Origin of the sequence: Cohnella suwonensis, from assembly GCF_042655365.1 — a bacterium.
GTDB lineage: Bacteria > Bacillota > Bacilli > Paenibacillales > Paenibacillaceae > Cohnella > Cohnella suwonensis.
In genome coordinates this window covers 199,830-221,030 of sequence record NZ_JBHSMH010000101.1, presented here as the reverse complement: position 1 = coordinate 221,030, position 21,201 = coordinate 199,830, and the positions used below count along the sequence as shown (strand labels likewise).

The 21,201-nt window shown below is 44.0% G+C and carries 14 protein-coding genes, 1 tRNA gene and 1 pseudogene; 3 read left to right on the top strand and 13 right to left on the bottom strand.

The features are described 5' to 3' along the window. Nucleotides 1-232, top strand: a 232-nt coding sequence (locus ACFPPD_RS23225; protein ID WP_378083522.1) for a hypothetical protein, incomplete at its 5' end; no start/stop codon positions are given. A gap of 122 nt (nucleotides 233-354) precedes the next feature. Here the strand turns inward: ACFPPD_RS23225 and ACFPPD_RS23220 are convergent. The 6 genes from ACFPPD_RS23220 to ACFPPD_RS23195 all read right to left on the bottom strand — a co-directional run bounded on the left by ACFPPD_RS23220 (nucleotide 355) and on the right by ACFPPD_RS23195 (nucleotide 6,012). Beyond that, nucleotides 355-852: a GNAT family N-acetyltransferase gene (locus tag ACFPPD_RS23220; protein ID WP_209745960.1), complete on the bottom strand. Its 498-nt coding sequence runs from the start codon at nucleotides 850-852 to the stop codon at nucleotides 355-357. 580 nt (nucleotides 853-1,432) lie between these two features. After that, entirely contained in the window at nucleotides 1,433-2,122 is a 690-nt protein-coding gene (locus ACFPPD_RS23215; RefSeq protein WP_209745958.1) for a 4'-phosphopantetheinyl transferase family protein, read from the bottom strand. A 33-nt stretch (nucleotides 2,123-2,155) separates the two neighbouring features. Then, the gene (locus tag ACFPPD_RS23210; protein WP_209745956.1) at nucleotides 2,156-3,199 is read right to left on the bottom strand and encodes an RDD family protein; all 1,044 of its coding nucleotides are present in this window, start codon (nucleotides 3,197-3,199) and stop codon (nucleotides 2,156-2,158) included. Nucleotides 3,200-3,356: 157 nt separating this feature from the next. Continuing rightward, on the bottom strand, nucleotides 3,357-4,148 hold the full coding sequence (locus ACFPPD_RS23205) for a nucleotidyltransferase domain-containing protein (RefSeq protein ID WP_209745955.1): 792 nt from the start codon (nucleotides 4,146-4,148) through the stop codon (nucleotides 3,357-3,359). 65 nt (nucleotides 4,149-4,213) lie between these two features. After that, entirely contained in the window at nucleotides 4,214-5,716 is a 1,503-nt protein-coding gene (locus ACFPPD_RS23200; protein ID WP_209745953.1) for a TROVE domain-containing protein, read from the bottom strand. 217 nt (nucleotides 5,717-5,933) lie between these two features. Continuing rightward, nucleotides 5,934-6,012, bottom strand: a tRNA-OTHER gene (locus tag ACFPPD_RS23195). 162 nt (nucleotides 6,013-6,174) lie between these two features. Between ACFPPD_RS23195 and ACFPPD_RS23190 the strand changes: the two genes are divergently transcribed. Together ACFPPD_RS23190 and ACFPPD_RS23185 are read left to right on the top strand one after the other, a co-directional pair. Beyond that, complete coding sequence (locus ACFPPD_RS23190) at nucleotides 6,175-7,500, top strand: helix-turn-helix transcriptional regulator (protein WP_209745950.1); 1,326 nt, start codon at nucleotides 6,175-6,177, stop codon at nucleotides 7,498-7,500. After that, nucleotides 7,475-8,281: a WYL domain-containing protein gene (locus ACFPPD_RS23185; protein WP_209745948.1), complete on the top strand. Its 807-nt coding sequence runs from the start codon at nucleotides 7,475-7,477 to the stop codon at nucleotides 8,279-8,281. Before ACFPPD_RS23190 ends, ACFPPD_RS23185 begins: the two co-directional genes overlap by 26 nt. Here ACFPPD_RS23185 and mutT read toward each other — a convergent pair. The 7 genes and pseudogenes from mutT to ACFPPD_RS23150 all read right to left on the bottom strand — a co-directional run. After that, entirely contained in the window at nucleotides 8,237-8,653 is a 417-nt protein-coding gene (mutT, locus tag ACFPPD_RS23180; protein ID WP_209745946.1) for an 8-oxo-dGTP diphosphatase MutT, read from the bottom strand. The genes ACFPPD_RS23185 and mutT overlap by 45 nt on opposite strands. Nucleotides 8,654-8,720: 67 nt before the next feature. Next, nucleotides 8,721-11,852 (bottom strand): tetratricopeptide repeat protein, encoded by a 3,132-nt coding sequence (locus ACFPPD_RS23175; protein ID WP_209745944.1) that lies wholly within the window; start codon nucleotides 11,850-11,852, stop codon nucleotides 8,721-8,723. A 159-nt stretch (nucleotides 11,853-12,011) separates the two neighbouring features. Then, nucleotides 12,012-14,438, bottom strand: coding sequence for a DUF2357 domain-containing protein (locus tag ACFPPD_RS23170; protein WP_209745942.1), 2,427 nt, complete (start codon nucleotides 14,436-14,438; stop codon nucleotides 12,012-12,014). Continuing rightward, a complete protein-coding gene (locus ACFPPD_RS23165) occupies nucleotides 14,410-16,623 on the bottom strand; it encodes an McrB family protein (RefSeq protein WP_209745940.1) in 2,214 nt (737 codons plus the stop codon). The genes ACFPPD_RS23170 and ACFPPD_RS23165 overlap by 29 nt, the downstream gene beginning before the upstream one ends. A gap of 152 nt (nucleotides 16,624-16,775) precedes the next feature. Then, nucleotides 16,776-19,217: a DEAD/DEAH box helicase gene (locus ACFPPD_RS23160; RefSeq protein WP_209745938.1), complete on the bottom strand. Its 2,442-nt coding sequence runs from the start codon at nucleotides 19,215-19,217 to the stop codon at nucleotides 16,776-16,778. Continuing rightward, complete coding sequence (locus ACFPPD_RS23155) at nucleotides 19,217-20,026, bottom strand: Hachiman antiphage defense system protein HamA (protein ID WP_209745936.1); 810 nt, start codon at nucleotides 20,024-20,026, stop codon at nucleotides 19,217-19,219. The genes ACFPPD_RS23160 and ACFPPD_RS23155 overlap by 1 nt, the downstream gene beginning before the upstream one ends. A 460-nt stretch (nucleotides 20,027-20,486) precedes the next feature. Next, nucleotides 20,487-21,199, bottom strand: a pseudogene (locus ACFPPD_RS23150) (MFS transporter); the annotation flags it as partial. Between the last annotated feature and the right edge of the window lie 2 nt (nucleotides 21,200-21,201).

Genomic DNA, 21,201 nt, shown 5'->3' with positions numbered 1-21,201 from the left:
GTGGCTCTCGCCTTTCCAGGCAGGGTTTTCACCTGCTAAGTTACTCAACCTACGCTCGGTCGCTTCTACCATTATCCCTTCCGATCAGGACCGATCAGGACCGATCAGGAGGTTAACCCTTGTTCTTGCTTTTGAAAACAAACTCGTAACGTTGAATTTTTTTACCACATTATTCTTGCACCGGTTCTCGTTGTATATTTCGGTGCTGCAGAACCGCTTGGTTAACGAATGAGAGCCACTATGTTAATGAAATAGAGCCACCTTTTCGTAAAGGAGAGCCACCTCGTTCTGAGGTGGCTCCCGTCCTTGTAATATTGAACTAACGTTTCCGTTAGCGTAAAAATGAACACATTTTTAGCATTGAACAGTAAATTTATAAAACTTTTTATCAACCGCCATAACGGGGAAGTTAGCTGGCAACTCATCCACCGATACACTTACAAAACCATTTTTCTCATAAAATCTATGAGCGGCAACAAATTGAAGTGTAGTCCCTAGGATAACTTCTTTGATTGACTTGACTTTTGCCCATTCTAGTACAGTACATAAAAGCTGACTTGCGGTACTGAATATTTTACCTCTGTAGCTTTCTTCAACAAACATTTTTCTTAGAGCAACTTGATTATTTCCTATGTCGACCAAAGCAATAGTACCAATAACTCGGTCATTATGCAAAGCAACCCAAAAGTTACCCGTCCCATTCTGATAAAAACTTACGATATTAAAGAGATCGGGTTGATCGTGCTTCGTTATCGGGATATTATATTCGTTTTGCTGAATATTAAGGATTAATTCAACAACTTGAGATTGAAATTCATCGGAATATTCTTTAATAATAATACCTTCTGCCATAGTCACACCATCCTAAAATTATGTTTAATCACTACTAAAATACTATCATCCGTATCCTTGTTTCTACAATCTTTCCAAGTCTGAATATTCAGCTCTTCTGCCCCGTTAGTTTAGTCCCCGCCTGGCTCTCTAAAATAACATAATGGCTCTATTTTATTAACACGGTGGCTCTCACAGATTAACCACATGGCACCTCGGCACCGAAATATTCACTCGTCGTTCCTTGGGTGGTCTCGGGAAGCAAAGCGAAGTGGAAAGGTCAATATCTCAGTCTATGGAACGCCTGATGCATGGGATGCTTGTTTTTTAAGTTGCCGATAACCCGTTCCACTCTAAAATGAAACGGCAAAATCGAACGTGATATCCGGGAATCCGTTCTCCATTCTCCATTCTCCAATCATAGCATTCAAAAATCCGCTGATAGGCACTCCTTCTGAGGCAAGGGGATAATGGTACGATTGTTCCAAAATGACACGGAGATTAGGTTAAGCCTAGATGAGTAGATGTCCATAAAACTTATACTTTCTGATGATTGAACGAAGCCCGCTCGTCGAAGACGACCAGGTTATCATGGCGACAGTTATTGCACCAAATAGCTTGCCGCCAATTCTTCGCTCGTCCACTCCGTCGGCCATTGCGGAAAAAGGTCAGTCTCGGCGCACACGGCCATTCGGTGGCCTTCCATGGCGTACAGTCGCAAGGCGCGCTGAACGGATGACGGCTGGGTTTGCAAATAAGGCAATTCTCCTTGGAATCGCACGGAAAAAGACTGCAAAGGAATCGAAAGTCCCCGTCCCTCGGCTTTCACGTAGCTTTCTTTGCAAGCCCAAATCTCGTAAAACCGCTCTAGGCGCAGCGTCTCGGGCATGTTAAAAATAGAGTCGCATTCTTCTCTTGTAAAATAACGGCTCGCGATGGATAAATCGATGGCGCGAATCCGCTCCACGTCGATGCCGACGGGGCGATCGTGAACCGCCGCCGCGATCCAATGACCGGAGTGGGTTAAATTGAAATGGAAATCGCTTCGTCCTTCGAGAAAAGGCTTGCCGAATTCATTACTTTGGAATGATGCTCTCGTCATCGATATCCCGAGTCGCATCCGGATCAGATAACGAATCAAAATATCGGCCAGCAACGTACGCTGCGCATCCTCGTCCCTTCGGAAGCGTCTCAACCGCTCCCGCCTATCATTCGGCAAATCATCCGCCAAGCGCATGAACAGATCCGCCGACAGCGGCTTCGTCATTTTGACGGCGAATACGTTAACCATCCGAAACTTCCTTCCTGTAGGTCGATACGACAATTATACTTCCATAACTACCGCTTCTTGAAAACTTGCGGCGACCTCCTCCAACTCTGCCTCCAGTCCGGAGTACTCTTCTTCAAGCGTCCATGCGACAAGCTGGTGAAAATGCGACGAGGTTTCAACAACCGTAACAAGGTATGTAGTCGGAATGTCATCTACCGTAATAGGAAAAGAAAATTGGATGGCGGAGTTGCCGTTAACCAGAATGTTATGGGGAGCCACGATGAACTCCCGACTCTTCATTTCCGCGACGAAATTATCCTCGACGATCGTCTCATATTCCTCGAGAGTCGTCCCTTCGTCAAACGCCTGTTTAGACTCCGAGAGAACAACAAAATATTTTTCCTCGTACCGATTCGAAATGGAAATATCCGCATCTTCATGTAGTTCCGAATCGCTGCTCCAACTGGACGGGACCGTAATTTGGAATTGTTCGTCTTCGCTTAGGTAAGTTTCGCTCATTTGGCTGTCCCGTATTATCGAGGATATGCCATATACGCCAGATGAGACTGACACTATAGCAAGAATAGAAAAAGCAACCGCCAATATCGTCGTTTTGCCTTTGCTATTGATATTCAAGTCCCGAACCTTAACGACGAATGTCTTCGCCGCCATATCGCCCAACCGCTGCTTTTTTCGCGTGGCCAACACGCTTATTCCTGCCGGAAGCCCTCCCATTAATAGAGGATTCGTATCCACGAGACGCAATACCGTGCGTATCAACGACTTCACGAATCCGGGTACCCTTCCCTCCTCGTTCACTGCTTGAATACGAAGAAAGAATTTCCCGAGCGTATAGCCGGTGAACCCTTCAAGCAGCAGATAATAGGAAATGATAATTGCAATCCACAGTAAGAAGGCAATCGCTAAATAATCGTCTCCCATTTTCTCGCCTAATGCCATCATGCCAATGAAACCCGCCAATATCAGAGTATCAATAATCGTTGCGGCCCATCGCCTAAAAAATAGTGAAGGTCCATAGGTCGAAGCAATCGATTCTATCGTCGTAGAAGGTAAATAATCCGCTGTTTTCTGGTCCATTGGTGTGCGCCTCATCATCTTTTGTCTTGGTCAAATATATTCCATTCTATTCCTTAGATTCCTTCTTTATCAGATAAAAACCGACAAAACATCCTACAACGTTTCGACAGCAGAATGACTGCATTCTCCCACGCGAGAGCCTGCAGTCATTCTTAGTTCATGCTTGTTCATGCCATACTTCCTGCAGCGAAGAGCGGAACAAGGTGTCCAGCTGTTCATCCATTCTGCTCTCGCCCGTTCTCGACTTCGCTGCCGCCTGTTCGAGATATCGCAGTCTATCTTCCAGATACTCGTTGATCGGATTCAGCCGCGGCTCGTAATCCAGCTCCTCGCCCGCCTTCTTCCGAACGAGCAATTGCTGCACCTCTTGCCACAACGCTCCGTCCTTAGGTATGAGCCGTTCCACTAGTAAGTCGAACTCCATCGGAGGCATTTCGCCGTATTGCTCTATCCACTCGCAAGCCAGGACGGGACGCAACACGTAGAAATACTTCTTGATCCGAACCTGCTCACCTTGCAAATACATCCGGTAATTGCCGCGGGCCATATTCAGGTAGTGGTAAATGCAAGACTTCGGCGAAAAAGTTAACGGGGAAAATTCGCGAAGCCGAGACGTTGCGCTGTATCTTTCCGCGTACCGTATCGGCGATTGCAGCCACTCCAGCAAAGGCGGGTTCGACTTGCGGTACAGGTTAAGCGCTTTACGCAAATCCCAGCCGCTAATGTCCAGTTGGTCGTTGATCGGCCGCTCGATGACGTCCCGCTTATCGAAGATGGACAGATACCACTCCGGTTGGCGAATATAGATGAACCTCACATCGTAATCGCTATCTTGCGAAGGAAAGCCCCATGCCCTGCTTCCCGATTCGCACGCATAGAGGATGCGGACTTGCTCTTCCCTTTCTATATGAACTAATTGTTCGGCTATCGTTTGATGGATCTCTCTCATGTCCTTTCCCCCATTCCTACGGAGCGACCATGATCGGAATCTTCATGTTCGCCTGATTTGACGCGTTACTCGGCATCCAGATCTATGCCGTCGACTTCTTGGACGATCGTGCCGTAACCTTTCGCCGTCCGTGCAATGTAATGAAGTACCGTGTCGCTCCAACCGTATACGTAGAACGTATTGCGGTCTTGAGTCGGAACCATAGCGCTGCAATAGGGTGCGATGTCGATAATAAACGCTTTGACGTTCGGATTTACTTTCGCGCGATATTTCGACAGAGCCTCGTAAAACGGGCTTCCGCTGTTTTGTTGTTCATCCGTGATGATGACGATCTGGTCGACTTTGCGCCGCTCTTCCAGCAGCTTCCGTACCGGAGCTCCCGTATCCGTACCGCCGCGGGCCCGAATCCGCTCTGCCTGCGACAAGATGCTGTCCCGACGGGAAGGCCTCGCATCCTCAACCTCGGTATCGAATAACCAGAACAAGGAGTTTCCTTGCGTTTTCTTGTACAAGGCCAGCGCGAACACCGAGCCGATCTGCAAGTACTCCCCGTCCATCGATCCGGAGATATCGAGGAAGATCGCCGTTCTGTCTTCCAAGTCGGGCAGATTCTCGAACGTAAACTCCACCGCGTCCCGAAGAGCATCTTGCAAGATGGGATGTTGTACCTGACGGAACGCTTTGGCGAACCTGAAAGGCAGTATCTTGGCCTTCCGAAGCGTACGCCGATCGGTCAATCGGGCAACCACCGTATCTAGGTTGTTGCGATCTTCAAGAACGCCTGCGCGCTCCAACGTGTTCAAGTGACGCAACAACGCGAACGTCGGCATTTGTTCGATCAACGCTTCCCACACCGCTTTCGTCGGCTTCACCGCCCCCGTCACGACTTCATGCGGAAGCTTGCCCGTTTCGATCCAATGCAATTGCTCCGCTTCCGTAGCCGCGCGTTTCAAATACTCAAGCGCCTCCACTTGCGGTAGCAAAGCCAGATTAGCTTCTTGACCGCGCAAGTAACGGAACAGCGCTTGCTGTTTCAAATCCGCGGGCTTCGGGTGAGCCGTCGCGATCGCATCGCCCAAGCTGTACCCTCTGCCGCGCCCGTTGTACTTGATCGCCCAGTACTCGGACACCCCGCTCAAGAAACGGTTTACTTGCCGTTTCACCGCTCTGCCGCCCTCGCCGCGCCCCATGCCTTGAAGAATCGTCAGGAAGTCGGACAAGTCGGAAGGAATTCGGACGACGTGCATGAAAATCTTCGCGAACAGGTCCGGCCGGATACCCGACAGAATCGCCAAGCCGAGTAAGGGCTGCAAGCGCATATAACCTTCGTTCCTTGCATAGACAAGCGACTTCGCCATGAATTGCGGATTGCTCTGCGCCATTTCCCGGTGCTGCTCTTCGGCCTCCGCAAGGAGTGTTTGCTGGTCCGCATAGTAGGTATTGCCGAATGTATTGGTTGTCAGCATCTGTAGATACTGTTCTTCAATTGAACGGGTATAGGCAGGATATCCATCCTTGTTCCACGTTGTCGGCCTCATGGCCGAAAACAGTTTTTTCGCAAAACTCATCGATAGAACCTCCTTAGATTAGAACCGGCGAAGAATAAGCGGGGAAGGTAAACTGCAGGACTCGAACCTGCCGTATAGCCCGGGTATTCCATTGGTGCGCTTCAGTAGCGAAGAAACCCTCCCCGGCGCCTCGCCGGTCGTCATCCTTCATAAATGACATCGTTGAGGAAAAAGTCGGAAAGGTACGCTGCTCTACCAGCTGAGCTACCCCGCCTTGCGGCGGGAGTTGGACTCGAACCAACGACATGCCGAGGGAATTCGAAGTAACCCTTCCATACGCCTCAACGATATCCGCCTTAGCCTTTCGACGTCGGCTTCATGAACCTATCTTCGCTCATCCGCGGCTTCGCGAACATGGCGTAAGTATGGCGACGAATAAAAATCTTCCATTTCCCCCAACATCCGTGCTTGGTACAATGAAGATTAATCGCGATTCGGTACAGGCTGGAGGTACGCAGGTGGCTCGAGAAAGCTTCGATAAGGAAATTCAATTCCTTCGCATGCTGGCGCTAGCCGGCGGCGCTTATAGCAGGCAACAATTCGCCGAACGTCTCGGTATTTCCGTCCATACCTATGACAAGACGCTTCGGAATCTCAAGGAAATGCTCGGCACTCTTCAACAAGGCAACTTGAATGAGCAAGGATCCGAGTTATCCGAAGGGCTTCGTTACAACTACTATGAATCCGCCGACCCGCTGCTCCTCTTCCTATTCCGCGCCAAGTCGTTGAAGGAAACGGAAAGCATTCGGCTTACATTGCTGTTGACCGCGCTCCAGTCGCAAGAACTAACTGCCAAAGACCTGCAAGATCTGTGCAGCGATCAGATGCCGGCCGAATTCCCGTTGCCGGATGAAAAGACGGTTCGGGGCGACCTGAAGTATTTGGAGGACGTCGGCGTTATTATGCGTATGAGCGGAACGCGCCCCTATAGGTACAAAGCGTCCAACGACTTAATCGATCGATTGTCGGAGGAGGAGCTTCTGGATCTCTTCGACTACGTCGATGTCGTAGCCAATACCCAGGTACCTTCCGTACAGGGCTATCTGTTAAGAGCCACTCTGAAGAAAGCGTTGCTTAAGCGCGGCTTCGATACGGATGCCGCCGAGTCTCATCGCTATAAATACCACTACCATTCGCGCATTCTAGACGAAGCGCATCTTTATCCTATTTTTCGTGCGATCCAGCGGCGCAGGACGCTTAGGTTTCTCTACTTGTCGCCTAAGAAAGGAAAGAACTATTCTTCGCAGAATACGAACCCTCTCTTTGAACGGGAAACGGAAGGCAACATGCAGACGCTTCTTCCCCTTCGGGTCGTATATGACCACCAGTACGGGCGTTGGTATGTCATTGGACATAGTCCTCGGCTGGGGTTGATGAAGTTCCGGATGGAAGGATTAACCCAAGTCGAAGAAGGAGAATCGGTTTCGGAAGACTATTTCACACAGCGATTGAATGCCATCCTAGAGCAAATGAAATATAGCTGGGTAACGGATACGTTGCGGCCTATTAAGGTTGCGGCGCGTTTCTACAACCCTGATCGATCGGGAGCGAATTTCGTTCGAGAGCGCGTAGAGGCGCAAGGACAGTGGGGCACGATTACGGAGGAATCCGATTCGACGTTCCGATTCGAAATCATAGTTAACGGAGTAAACGAAATCAAGCCGTGGCTGCGCAGCTTCGGGTCTAGCTGCGAAGTGCTGGAGCCCTCATGGTTACGTCGGGAGTTCATCGCGGAGTGGAAGGAGATTCGGGATTACTATGAATCTGTTCGAGAAAATCTTTAACTACAGGATCATTTCGCGTCTGGACGAGACAGGCTCCTTCGCGCTGACCTCTCAAGAACGGACATGGCTGAAGACGATGCTCGAGCATTCCGCCTCGGCCGCGGCCTTCACCCCGGATACCTTAAGCAAATTGGGGGAACTCTTGCAGAGCGAATCCGCCGATGATATTCGCGAGATTATTATCGAGAAAGCCAAAAGCCGCGAACGCCAAGTCTACCATCCGATGCTTCGAACGCTCCGCAGGATGATTATGTTGAACCTTGGCATTCGCCTTACCTACGGCATTAAGCATGGCGGGGTAAAGTCTAACCAGACCGGCTTCCCCTATAAGCTAGAGTATAACATGGTCAAGAGAGAATGGTATCTGCAATGGTACAGCACGCGCAACCACTCTCTTATGTCTACCAAATTGCATAACATCGTGTCCGTCGAGGAAAACGTTCTGTCCTCTGAGCGGATCGCAGCCTTAAAGGACTTATTGAATCACTTATTGGAGAAACGCAAAGAACGCGCCGTCGTCCAGGTTATCCAGACGTACAACGCGGAGCTGTCGCGCATTCTATATGCCTTCTCCTGCTTCGAGAAGTCCGTGTCTTACGATGAAGCTTCTAACGTCTACTTCATCCACATTACCTATCTCGCCGACGAGAGCGAGTTTCTATTGTCGAAGATCCGGTTTCTCGGCTTGAGAGTAAAAATCGTAGAAGGCGAGCGACTTCAAGAGCGTATGCGGGATTCAGCTGCCAAGGCTCTCTCGCGGTATGGGGTGACGGAGAGATAATAACCGCTCTACGAATGGAATATCCGCGGGAGCCCAATCATACTCGCTAAGCTCAGAACGACCTGCCCATCGATATTCGTCATGGTCGGTTAACTTTATTTCGCCTTGCGAATATTTAGCCATGTAAGCGATCAGCTTGATTTGGACGGTTCCGTAATCATGCTCGTTATTACCGAACCACTCATAAGGAATAATCTCGATTCCCATTTCCTCTTGAAGCTCACGAATGAGACAAGTTTCCGGCGATTCGCCAGGCTCGAGTTTTCCGCCGGGGAATTCCCACATCCCCTCTTGCGACTTCCCCTTTTTACGCCTTGCGATTAAGATCTGTCCTTGGTCGTTTTCAATAATTGCCGCTGCTACTTCGATCATCTTGTTCACTCGCTTCCTACACGATCACTTTATTCGCCGCTGGCATCATAGCTGGAGTCGTTTCCTATTACATTAAATTTAACATTAAATTAACCATTTGTAGTTTCATCGAATTTTCTTCATCTTCAGGAAACTTTACCAATATTCCCTTTGCACTAATTAAATGCTCTCTACAAAGCTTATCGTTACCTTTTCTACGATAGATCGTAGCTATTTGAATATGTATGTCAGCAATTCTCGGATGATCATTTACAAATTGACTTCGAAATATTAAAAGAGCTTGATTAAATATTGCCAACGCTCTATCAACTTCGTTAATTGTAAATAATAATCCACCATAATTAAAATAATCCTTTCCCACTTCAATGTGATTCTCATGATAGCACTTGCAATCTATAGATATTCCTTTTTCATATTTTTCTTTCGCCAATTGAAAATATTTTGAATCAAGCTCTCCCATCTTAGAATAAACCATGGCAAGATTTATATATGTTGTTGCTATCTCAGGATGAATTTCCGTTCCATAGATCATAAAATTCATTTTTATTGATTTCAACAAGTAATTCTCAGCTTGTTCTAACTCGTCTAAAGATTCGCAGCACCATCCAAGATTATTTAATAGTTTCGACATTTCAGGATGTGCATCCATTTCCGAATATACTTTTTCGGCTATTTCCAATGCTTTGTTAAAGTAAATATAAGCCTCACGAGGGTTATTTTTTTCCATATATGCTAGACCAATATTAATGAAGGTTTTTGATGTATTCGGGTGTTTAGTTCCATAAATCGCGATAACACTTTTTAAAGCATCTTGAAAAACTTGCAGGGCTTTTTCTATGTTAAACTGAGAGATGTATAACAACCCCATATTATTTAACACTTTTTCCTTTAATGGATTATGGTTTAAGTAATAATTATCTGAGATTGTAATTGATTTTTGGTAATAAACCAATGCTTCTTCATATTGGCCAATTTCTTTCAGTGCTTCAGCGTAATTATTATATTGATTTGCCAGGTTAATATGGCTATATCCATACAAACTTTCTTCAATTGAAATTGTTTCTCTTAATATTTGTATGGCATTTTCAAACTCACCAAGTAAAAAATAAACTGCTCCAATATTACTCTTTGTTTGAACAATAAATTCTTCAGCATCATTTAAGTTACTATATAAATGTAGACTCTTTTGAAATGCGGCTAACGCTTCTTTATACTTCCCCATTTGCTGATATAGCACCGCTATATTATTATAACTTTTTGCTAGGTTAACTGGATTTAATGTATGTAGTTTTAAGTCTATATTTAGAGCATTCATATAGTGAGAGAGCGCGCTACTATAATCACCAAGATTCTCGTAAGCATACGCCAATTCATTAAAATTATGTGCCAACATGACTTCACTTCTCGTAGAACTAGCATCATCGAGATGTATGCTCCATATCTCCAGAGATTTCTTCAAGTGTTCAAGCGAACCATAATAATCTGCCACTTCACGCACAAGAAATTTGCCGCATGTAAAACTTAACTGAGCTGTCTCAAGTGCGTTTGATTTTAGAACATCTAATTGTCTTGAAATACTAATATAATGGGGCAGTAGTAAGTAAAGTTCTTCACGGATATTTCTTTCTTTTGTGTTGAAATGAGAACCATCAAGTAACAGCTCTGAAAGAGAACACAATATTTTTGATTTATCTGTTTGTAGTTCCATCTGTGTTACCCATTGCACTAATTTATGAATCGTTATTCCACTATCAAATATATTAATTAACGAATAACTAGTTAGGTACCCGATTACAGTATCAACTTGATTCTCCAAGCCGAATTGCCTTTCTAAATGTTTAATTAATATCCTTAATAACCTAATAGGGAATATAGAATTAGATATAAACGCCAACCAACAAATTACTTCACTGGAAATCCGAGAGCTTTTGGATATATTATCAAATGTCTTTCTCCAGACCGTAGTCACTACAAAGTCATATTCAGCTGAAACACCCTTTATTTTTATCGGACTAGAGGTGGCTAGTAAATACGATTTTCTTTTTTCATCACGTATTTCAATTAAGTATTGTTCAACTGTAATTTTTGCCATACGAATATAAGATCCGGCTTGTACCAATGCGAGAGGAAAATTAGCTAACTCATCTGCAAGTTCTGCAATAAAGTTATTTTCGTTCTTTTGTTGTGCATAAGTACTTAATAAATTTTCTGCCTCGTTGTTTGATAAGCCTTGCAACTCTACCGGCAAATCTATATTGAACCAATGATCACTTTGTGAAGTGATTAATACATCACCATTACCAGTTCGAGGAATATACGGTGAAAGTAAATCTTCACTCGGTGCATTATCCAATATCAATAACCATTTTCGAGCAGTATCATTGGCTTCTAACATTTGTATAAAACTGTTGTTTTTATTTCTTCCAATATTTTTTTTACCTTCAAGAGATATTCCCAGTTGATTACATATTTCAGCTGTATCTGATTCAATGGTTTCAACACTTTCAGCATTTATCCAAAATATCGAATTATAGCAATCAATAAAATTGTACAAGTACTTTAGTGCTGTTTGTGTTTTACCTATCCCCCCCATTCCTTTAATCACAACCGTTTGAATACCTTTCTTTTTATCCAGAAACTCTTTGATTCCTTGAATAAATATTTCTCTCCCAACAAAATTACGGTTCTCTTGCAAACTCAAGTATCTAAATCCACTCCCATAGACTAATTCATAATTTTCATCAAAATCTCCGATTATTGTTTTCATTTTATCTATATCCAGATTGATAAACATTTCTTCAAGATCTTTAACTAGTAATGGCTTACATCGAATTCCATGGGAATCTTGAAGCTCTTGTAAAGTAAGTTCAATATCAGGGTGAACACCATTATATTTATCATTTACTACAAAGAAGAATTGATTAATCCCTGGCCATTGATTATACAACCCCAAAAAATCATCTTTGATTTTTTTTATAGTCACTGCTGTTTTTATCCCGATGTTCTCAGGGGCATAAACTTGGTAATATACTCCAAGTAAATCATCGAACCCGTCATTTTTCCTATCTCCTACAGCACCTTGAGGCTTTACGGGCCGAAAGTTTTTATTGAAGTACATCATGACTTTACAAAATAAGTCCTCAAACGCTTGACCATTACTTGCCAATATTTTATTTTTAAATAATATTCTCTGAATCATTCTTGTGGAGCTCCTCATTGATACCACTTCCCTTCCCACATTTATCTATCTACTTCTTTATGTCATATTCAACTTTTAAACTCTTTTATCTACCGATAATGTTACTACGTGAGCAAACTACTAATTTCCACTTGATCACTGAAACCACTTCCCAATCCGTCATTCCTTTGTTTGATCCACCATTATCTCCGACAACACGCTAGCCTGATCCACATCCTGCGAATCCCACTGCACCTTGACCTTGCCTTGACGCCGCTTCTCTCGCCACTCACGAAGTTGTTCGTCCGTCTCCAAGCGAAGCTCAGCCACTTCTTCTGCCCGATCGAAGATGTATGCGCTTGTCACCAGCACATGCTTGATTCCATATACGCCAGGAAGGATCGGCTGCTGTAACGGCAACCACTCTTCCACGTCGAACCTTACGTATAGCTCGCTACTGGCATTGCGCCGTGAAGGAATTTCGATAATCTGCTCCCTCGGCAACACTTGCCACGACCGAATTCTGCCGCGAAGGTAGATCCCCGCTTGATCTCTCCCGAACTTGGCAATCGATTGAAAAATTGCGATATGCTCGAGCCCCGCCAACTGTCCATGGTCTGAAAAATGCTTCAAAGGAACGTGGTAGAACCGATGCTTCCTTAGATCCTCCAACTGATCGCGGTGGCTGAGCGCGCCGACCAATATTGTTTTGCCCGACAGCTTGTCCGCATAGTAGTCCTTCGTTCCGCGTTGCTGATTGGCGCGTTCGTAAGCTTTCTCCGGGCTATCCATAATCAGTTCATCCAGGAACTTTTCCATTAGCGAAGTCGCGCTTGGCAGGAAAGGCAAAGCCCCTACGTTCACCAGCTCGATGCTTTTGTAGAATTTATGCTCGCGATATTCTTCCTCGTTAGGATAAGGAAACAAGACGTATGCTCCGAACATCGCGCGCTCGTAATCCGCACGTTGTCCCGCTTCTGCCGTCTCATATACGATGGCATCCCGGTATCGATGCATCGTGTTGATATCGTCCTCTTGCGGCCCTGGCGTGACATAGTCTCTTCGATAGGCGGTTCCTTCATAAGCCGGATTAATCCGATACTTAGCATCGAACACGTATTTGTACTCGATCGCGGAATGCTCTTTTTGCAGCGTCAGGATGTTATCCGGTCTCTGAGCGACAGTGCGACTCCTATCGCCGGATGGCAACGCATTGTACTGCAGCGAAAACTTCTCGCCGTTACGAGGGTTGCAATAGACGATGCGAGACTCTTTGGTTCGATCCAACGTTACGAACAAACCTCCGTGATTCAGCTTAATCACGTTCTGCGAGACGAGCTCGTATTTACGACTTAGCAAATCATTGATTTTTAGGAAGCACCAATATTCATACAAGGTAGCCAGATCCTTCAGGGACAACCGGAACAAGTCATTCTGGATCGATAACCCCTTCATCAGCACCAGGTAATTCCGGTACACGTCTCTGTAGCCGGGCGCCATCTGCAGCACAAGCGTAATCGAAAGCTGCTTCATATCCCTTACCTGAAGAAAATCAATCCGAAGGAGCCGTTGCAGTTCATTTTGCATTTTATCGATTTGCGCGATAAGGTCCGGATCCTGTGCCCTGCTCTTTTCGCTGAGCAACCTCTTGAAGGTTTTGAGCCGTTGCTGCACCCGAAGAAGAACCCATCTTACGAATCGATTTGCCGGAGTGTCGTAATCGATATGGCGACGCGTCTCCAGCAACCGTGTCGGAGAGTATCGTTGGCCTTGGACATTTAGCTGGCCGTTTACTTCGTTGGGCGATAGTAAATAGGGACGTTTAGCAAGATAAGCCACATTCGCGCGGCCGGGCTTCTTCACTCGCGCGGAATCAATTAAGCGATTCTCCATTAGAAGTTGATAATTGGGCGCATTTCTGATGAGTTCAACTTGATGGGTCAGGTTACCGAACAATTGCCGGAGAATGACGAAGAACTCCGAGAGACTCTGGCGACGAGTCTCTTTTAACCCCATAAAACTATGCGTCTTCCGCAAGAAGTCGAAGGATAGATTGTACATTTGTGCGTTGACGTCTTGAAGAATCGCCTCGTAGTCTTTCTTGTATTCCATCTTAGATGGGAAGATTTCGAGTTGTAGGAGAAATACCGTACGGCCATGCAGCCGAAGTTCCAATTCGGTAAACCCGACCTCGTTCTGAAAGTTCAGGATACCGGAAAGCAGACGTTTCCCCTTCGGAAGAACCGCTTCACGAAGCGAAACATTATCATGGTAAAAAGTTATCGGGAGGTCCGCTTCCAGCTCAATAATCAACTCGTAGTTCTGCGTTTCAAATAATAATGGCGGGCTCGACACATCCCGATCCCACGACACCAGCCGACGTTCTTCTGGCGAAAAACGTTCGACAGAAAGTAATTCCAGTTCCTCGCTAATCGCTTGAGGCAGGAATCGAGCACTCATCCATGAGGAATCCTCCTGACGGTGGAGCTGAAGCGCCTCTACTGCTGGATGGAACGGCTTCCCCTGCAGGTAGAGATTAAACCAATTCGTCTCGATGCGAAGAAGTTCGACCGCCCGACTAGGAGAGCCAGTAGGAAGTGAAGCCATCCTCTTCCAACCTCCGCAACATAAAGAGGATTTTATTCGCGCTTAAAGGATAAATGGCTTGTTCGGTTGTCTTGGCAAGATTCCCCCACAGTTCGGATGAATCGTCCTCCAACTCATTTTTGTTTAACCTCTTGTTGAGAGCCGTCTCAAGGAGTTGCAATAATACCCGCTTCACCGAGCGATTGCTGCCTTGGATTCTGGGTAGGATTTTCTGGAGCATTTGCAAGTCGAATGCTTGCTCATCGCTCATCAGGTTCGCCTGCGTGTTGTACAGCAAATAGAAGCAAACGGCATCGCGAATGCGGAATCCGACATGGGCATGCACGGTTTCCAAAATATCATTAATTCGAACAAGTTGCTCCGTCGTGGATTGAATGGCACTTACTTGCTCGCCGTAATATGCATCGACAAGCTGCAAATATTTCGAGCACAGAAAGTCGTTCGGAGCAGGTTGGGGCATTACCTGGTCTACCGTACTCGGTTCGGGATATTGATTCAATTGAATGTAGTTGAACTCAATCGTATTGGCACGGTCAAGTACCTTTTTACTGAATGGATGGGTCGTCTCGTCCATATTAACGGTTCCTACCAGATAGACGTTACCGGGGATACGGAGATCTCCGTATGTGTCTCTATCTTCGGATGTTGTCAGTAGAGAAGGCTGAATGAGAACGTCCGTGACGACTTGATCGTCTTGGCGCTTTTGCGTTTCAAGAATGCTCAGAATATCACTGAAATAGTGTTCCACTCGAGCAAGATTCATTTCGTCCAGACAGACGAAATATGGCTTGTTCTGATTGGCTGACTGGGATGCTTCGAGCATGATTTCTGCTAGCGGCCCGGGGCGGAATCGTTCATTGAGATCTTTATATCCAATTAAGTCGGCGGGGTCGCTCCAATCGGGACGTACGGGAATCAGCTTGTATTGACCATTGTCACGCGTAGCGCCGAGAGCTTCCGCGAATAGCTCGACCAGCTTGGTTTTACCGGTGCCGGATACGCCTGCAAGGATAACGAACGGCTTTGTTTTTAAGGAGAGGTAGAAGTTTTCGATAAGATACTCCGGGAAGGAGAATCCTTTCTGGCGTATGTATGCTTTAGCGTGATCAAGACGCTCGGTCACGGTGAGGTCTGCGAATTGAGGCATTGTCTCGGTCACTGAATTTGGCTCCTGTCTGTTACGGGATTGGATGACGATATCCACATACTGCTTGTAGTTAGAGACTACGTTGCCAAGATCCGCAATAAGCTGTTCTTCGGGAGGTAGGTTGTTGCGATCATACTTGTAGTAGGCTACCGTGGAGACCTGATATTCCCGACCGAGACCACCGGAGGTGAGATGAATTTCCTCATCTTTCGTAAGTCCATCCAGCGGGAGTATTGATCGGATTTCTTGCACTTTGCTCCGAAGATACTTGTGGCCTTCCACTTTCCCGTTCTTATTCGGTTCGGTCACACCCTGCGCCAACGTCAAATAGACGGAAGACATATCCTCCGCGAACAGGTAGACAATATACTCGCCAATTTGCGTCGACTCGGTAAGTCGGCGATCCATAATGGCGATCCATGGAACGGTTGCCCATACCCCCATACCGACAGAAGCTTGGACCTTGAAGTTTGAATTGTCGGCGATAAAATCGAGTTCTTTGAACCCCGCCGGAATCTGTTGACGGACGTACATGCCGAGCGAATTGTTTTTTAGCGGTTCACGCTTGGCTTCAAGATACTGATTCAGTACACCGGACAGTGCGCTTCCGATTGTAAAGTCAGACGATTTACGCTCGCTATGATACTGCTCAAGCATTTGAAAAGCATGATCGTACAATTCAGTAAGTACGCTCTGACCCCATGAGTTCAGAAGACGCTCTTTGAAGGAAAGGGTTTGAAGCTGGGGATTCTGATCAAGTATGCTCCCGAGAGCAGCTATTGGCGAATAAATAATTTGATTAACCTGTCCCTTGGTGACATCTGCCCAGCGATTTGCAGGGGTTACCGGAGAGTCAACGGGTTCACCATTAGATTCTCTATTTTGTAATAGTGAGAGGAAACGTGATTTTACATTTTCGAGAGAGACTTCACGCTCCCCGGATTCATTCATTTCCTGGAGCAGTGCCATAATGAGGACCATTTTATAGGATTTTTGTTTGACTGAGAAAATTCCAGTTAACTCGCTTGGCAAGCTCATGAAGAAACCACCTTGATAGGAATGTAGGAATACGACATTATTCCTATAATTTCGTCAAAGTGGTTGGGGGTTCCTGCTAAATATAATGATAGAAACAGGGAACAGGAGAGGATTTATCCTGAGAGATTAAAATCATACAATCAAATTTCAAATTAAATTGCTTTAGTATTGTATTTAACTTCATAAATCAAAATATCATTCTCATCATTTTCAGACATCTTTTGAATAAGAGTTTGATTAATTTTAATTGTGTTCAACTTAGTGTCTATTTCGACGTATTCTCTGTAGTCATTAATAATTAAATTAGCCAGGCCGTTACTAAATCCATTCTTTATTAAAGCAATCTTGTCTTTATCGGATGTACCATACTTGATATTTTCATAAAAGGCACCTTCAAGTAAACCAAAATCATTCATTACCTCTATATATTTAATTAAAATATTATCTAAGAAATCTTGTTCGTCTTTTATACGCACAATGGCCAAGTTTATTCGTTGTACTTGATTTTTCTCCTTAATATCTGTCCATAAATCCCTAAACCCCTCCCTTTTTTTATCTCCCCATCTACCAACGTATACATCAGAATCGTCCTGTTTCTCAACACGTCTCCAATATTTCAGAAAACTATTAATCATTTCTCGATAAGAAGCATTACTGATTCTCCAATTAAGAAACATCTGGTAAAAACGACGTGACTCTTCGTATGATAACCTGCTTAAATTCTTGTAGTCATCTCCTTCTTTAACAAAGGGTAAAAATATTTGTAATATAGCTTCAAACACTCCTTCAGCCGATCCAATGCTTTCACCTTCATAAGTATCAGCAATTTGCTGCATCTGATGCTCACTAACTATAATATCTATTTCAGTGATATTGTTCATAAAGCATAGTTTACCAATTTCGGTTTGAACATAGCTTTTACTATATCCATTGATAATACCCGGTTCAAAGTTTTCAATAAACTCATCTGCAATTTCTTTTTTTTGATTGTTTGCATCCGTGATACTTACATTCTTCAAAAGTACGTTTGATGGTTCATCTTTTTCTATTTTATCTACTTTCATGCAACCACTTATAAACTTTTCAATATTAGCATTTTCGGAGTAGTATTCTGAGCCCACTAAAAAGATTTTAGGCTCAAGTTTCTCTAAACCTCCGTTCTTTTGTGAAAATATCTCATTAAACCTGCATACTCTTCCAATAAGGTTCTTAAATTGAGAAGGACTTAATTTCCCTCGTCCCTTTTTGTTGTCCAGAAGAAACATTTTATCTAGAGGTAAATTCACTCCTTCTAATAAGGTTGAACTGGTAATAACGTAATTCATCATTTGCTCAGTAGTGAACAAATTTTCAATATATAATCTCACATTATCTGGAACCGACCCATGATGATAAATAAATCCTTTTCTAATACATTTAATCAAAAAGTAATCACCATGCATATATTCGCTTAATTCAGCACACGCATGTTCAATAATCTCTGATTCTAAATTAGTAAGTCTAGAGCCGATCCTAACTGAAAGATGTTCGATATCAATAGGTTTGTTCAAGTAAATTAAGTTCTTATTACTCTTGTTTCTTAAAATAAAATCAACATCGTCCTGATAATCACCTAAATCCAGATTAAAAAAATCATCAACAAAATGATCATACATCACAAAACTTTTGCCAACCCTGAAATCATATATATAAAATCGTTCTGTTTTAATGTATTCATTGATTTTAAATGTTTCCGTTGTATATTGTGAATATTTCACATTAAGATTTGTGCTATCTATTAAGAAAGGGGTAAGGAACTTAAAAACAATTTTTTCATTTCTTTTTTCCAAAATTGAAATTGTTGCTGCCAACAATATGCTTCTATCACCATTTTCAAGTAAATTGTGAGCTTCATCAATAAAAACTAAATTAAAAGATAACGTTGGATGCTTTCGAAGGAGCCTTAACAGGCGCTCTTGAGTCAATACAGCTGTAATGTTCCCTTCACCTTCAAGATACATTTCCGGATGAGTAATTATTTTCTTAATATTGGTTATATTAGCCTTAATTAATCTTCTTTTTGTCTGTGCTAGTAAAGCTTTTGTTGGAACAACTATGCATACATTTCCATCCTTTCTTTTCAATAATGTGGAGATAATTAATTCAGATTTCCCATATGAGGTTGGTGCAACTACAGCTATTGACTTATCTTGTTTTTCATCAAAAAAAGCAAATAGATCTAATTGTTGATCACTTAAATATATGTTATCTCTTTTATTATTCTCTAATAGTGAAGAGTAAAATGATCCGAAAAAAGAAGAATCAAAATTTGATTTATATTTCTCGATGTTTTCAATAAGTTTCACAATTGGAATGAGTCCTTCATTGATTGCAACATCATAAAGTGGTTTGTAGTCCTTCGTAAAATTACAATAAAACACAAGGATTCTATAGCCCAATCGAGAGATATCTGTGTTTTTATCATTTAGAAATATAATTGCTAGAGATAACAATTTTTCAAATTCAGTTCTACCGCCAATCTCTCCCACAACCAAAGTTCGATACAGTTCTTTGAAATTTGTGTTTCGTAACCTAGCAAGTGTAAGTCCCTTCATCACTTTGCCTCCTCTCTTAGAAAATCTACAACATTTTGATAGGTAGCTTTTTGAATTGAGAAAACGATAACATTCTTAAATGGTTTATCCTTGCTCAGTTTCCCTGTAAAATTATTCACTTCATATTCTTTGATTTCATCAGTAAGGCTTGCAAATAGTGACGCTACTAAAATAACGTTTTTATCCGTACTTTTTGCTCTCTCTTCAGCAACCTCATCACCGATTTCACCAAGTATATCCATTACAGCATCCTTCATATCTTTTTTGTTTGCTAATGCAGTTGTCGCACCGTTAATTGCGTTTTCCCAAAAAGTTACCTCATTCTCGTTCAATCTTTTCTCCAAATCCCTTTTTGCAGTACCAAGCAATGTAATAATAGTTTCACCCGCATTTTTGTTCTGGTGACGCTCACCTGATTTCACTTCAGTGATCCATAATTCTTTTTTTCCACGAGAATATAAAATAACATCGAATCCTTTTTTTATACTACGTTCTTCAAGATTAAAATATGGAGATACCGCATTGAACTCAGTAAAAAACTGAAAAATAAGAATATGCGTTAATAACTCCCCTATCATCCCAAGTTTAGTGTCAGAAGATTTAGAATCGTATCTTTTAAGAAACTCTTTCAGAGTATTTTTATAATTATAAGTTTTCCGTACAGACGCAGCTTTAGAAAGACCATAACAGACTGCTGATAATTGATTCCGTATTACCTCTTTTATTTCATTCGAAAGATGATCTATATGACAAATTGCGAATTCATTTCTTCTCTGGAATCTAATCCCCGTAACTATGGCAATTGGCATTTAAGGTAATCCTCCCTTTCTACTAGTAACAGTTTAATAATTTGCATTTATACATACATAAATCAGGTATAAAATACAATATACTCGCCATATTCTGCGAATGCTGTCGAATTAACGCGAAATATATTACAAACAATCTCAAAAGTCCTTTCCACGTTCTCAACTCTAATAACTAATGAACTATTTTATCCAATCTTCAGTCCCCTCACCGTGCCAACAGGTTCCGAGAAGCTTTCGAAGTTTTCTACCGGGCCGACAATTTGAGGAATCCGGAAAACGACGTTACAGGCTTTAGCCATACGATAGCGCGGCGAATCCTTCGGGCGCACAACGGGGAGCTTACTGCGGGGAATCGTTTTTCCATTGGCGTGAGGAGGAGCGATACAATGCATCGCCATAAATCCGCCCGATTCTCAAAAACACCGACCAGAGAGTCGGTGTTTTTGTTATTAACGTCCGCGTAATGCCCGACGAAGAACTGAAGAAGGTTACAGACGCCTCCGCCGATCTTGCCCCACTGGGGAGCGGCGATAAGCGTGGCGATGCCGACTGCCGAGAAGATCAAACCGGATTGCAGCGAAGCATTGCCCTTATCCGCCCCAAGCTGAAGGACATACACGGTAATCAGCGGCTCCAGCAGCATGACGGAGAACGTACTGAGCGCGACGAGGCTTAGCAAGGTGACGAATGTTTTATTCGCCCATGCCGTCCGGAGATCGTCGCGGATGTGGGAACGCTTCGCCGTCTTGTCGAATTTCGTTTCGTGAACGAAAAAGGTCGCGATCAACGCGGCGACGAGCACCACTTCCGCGGAGAACACGAAAGCTTCCCGGTTGCTCGTATAGTGGCTGACAACGCCTCCGATCACGGGCCCTATGATGCCACCAGTAGCTCCAGCCGTTGCCATGATGCCGAGCGCATAGCCTGCCTGTTTCTCTGGCGTATTGGTTGCGACGAGCGTGATCGATGGGGACGTAGCCGGCTAACAGCCCTTGGAACACTCGCATGACGAGGAACACGTACGGGTCATGTATGAAGTAAGTAAGTGAGTAGGTACAAAGCCGCCAAGCTATACCCCGAACGGATAAGCATCGGCTTGCGTCCGTATTTGTCGGCAAGCGAGTCCCAGTAGGGCGCGATGAGCGCGCTCGCCAGAAACGTGATCCCGAACGCGA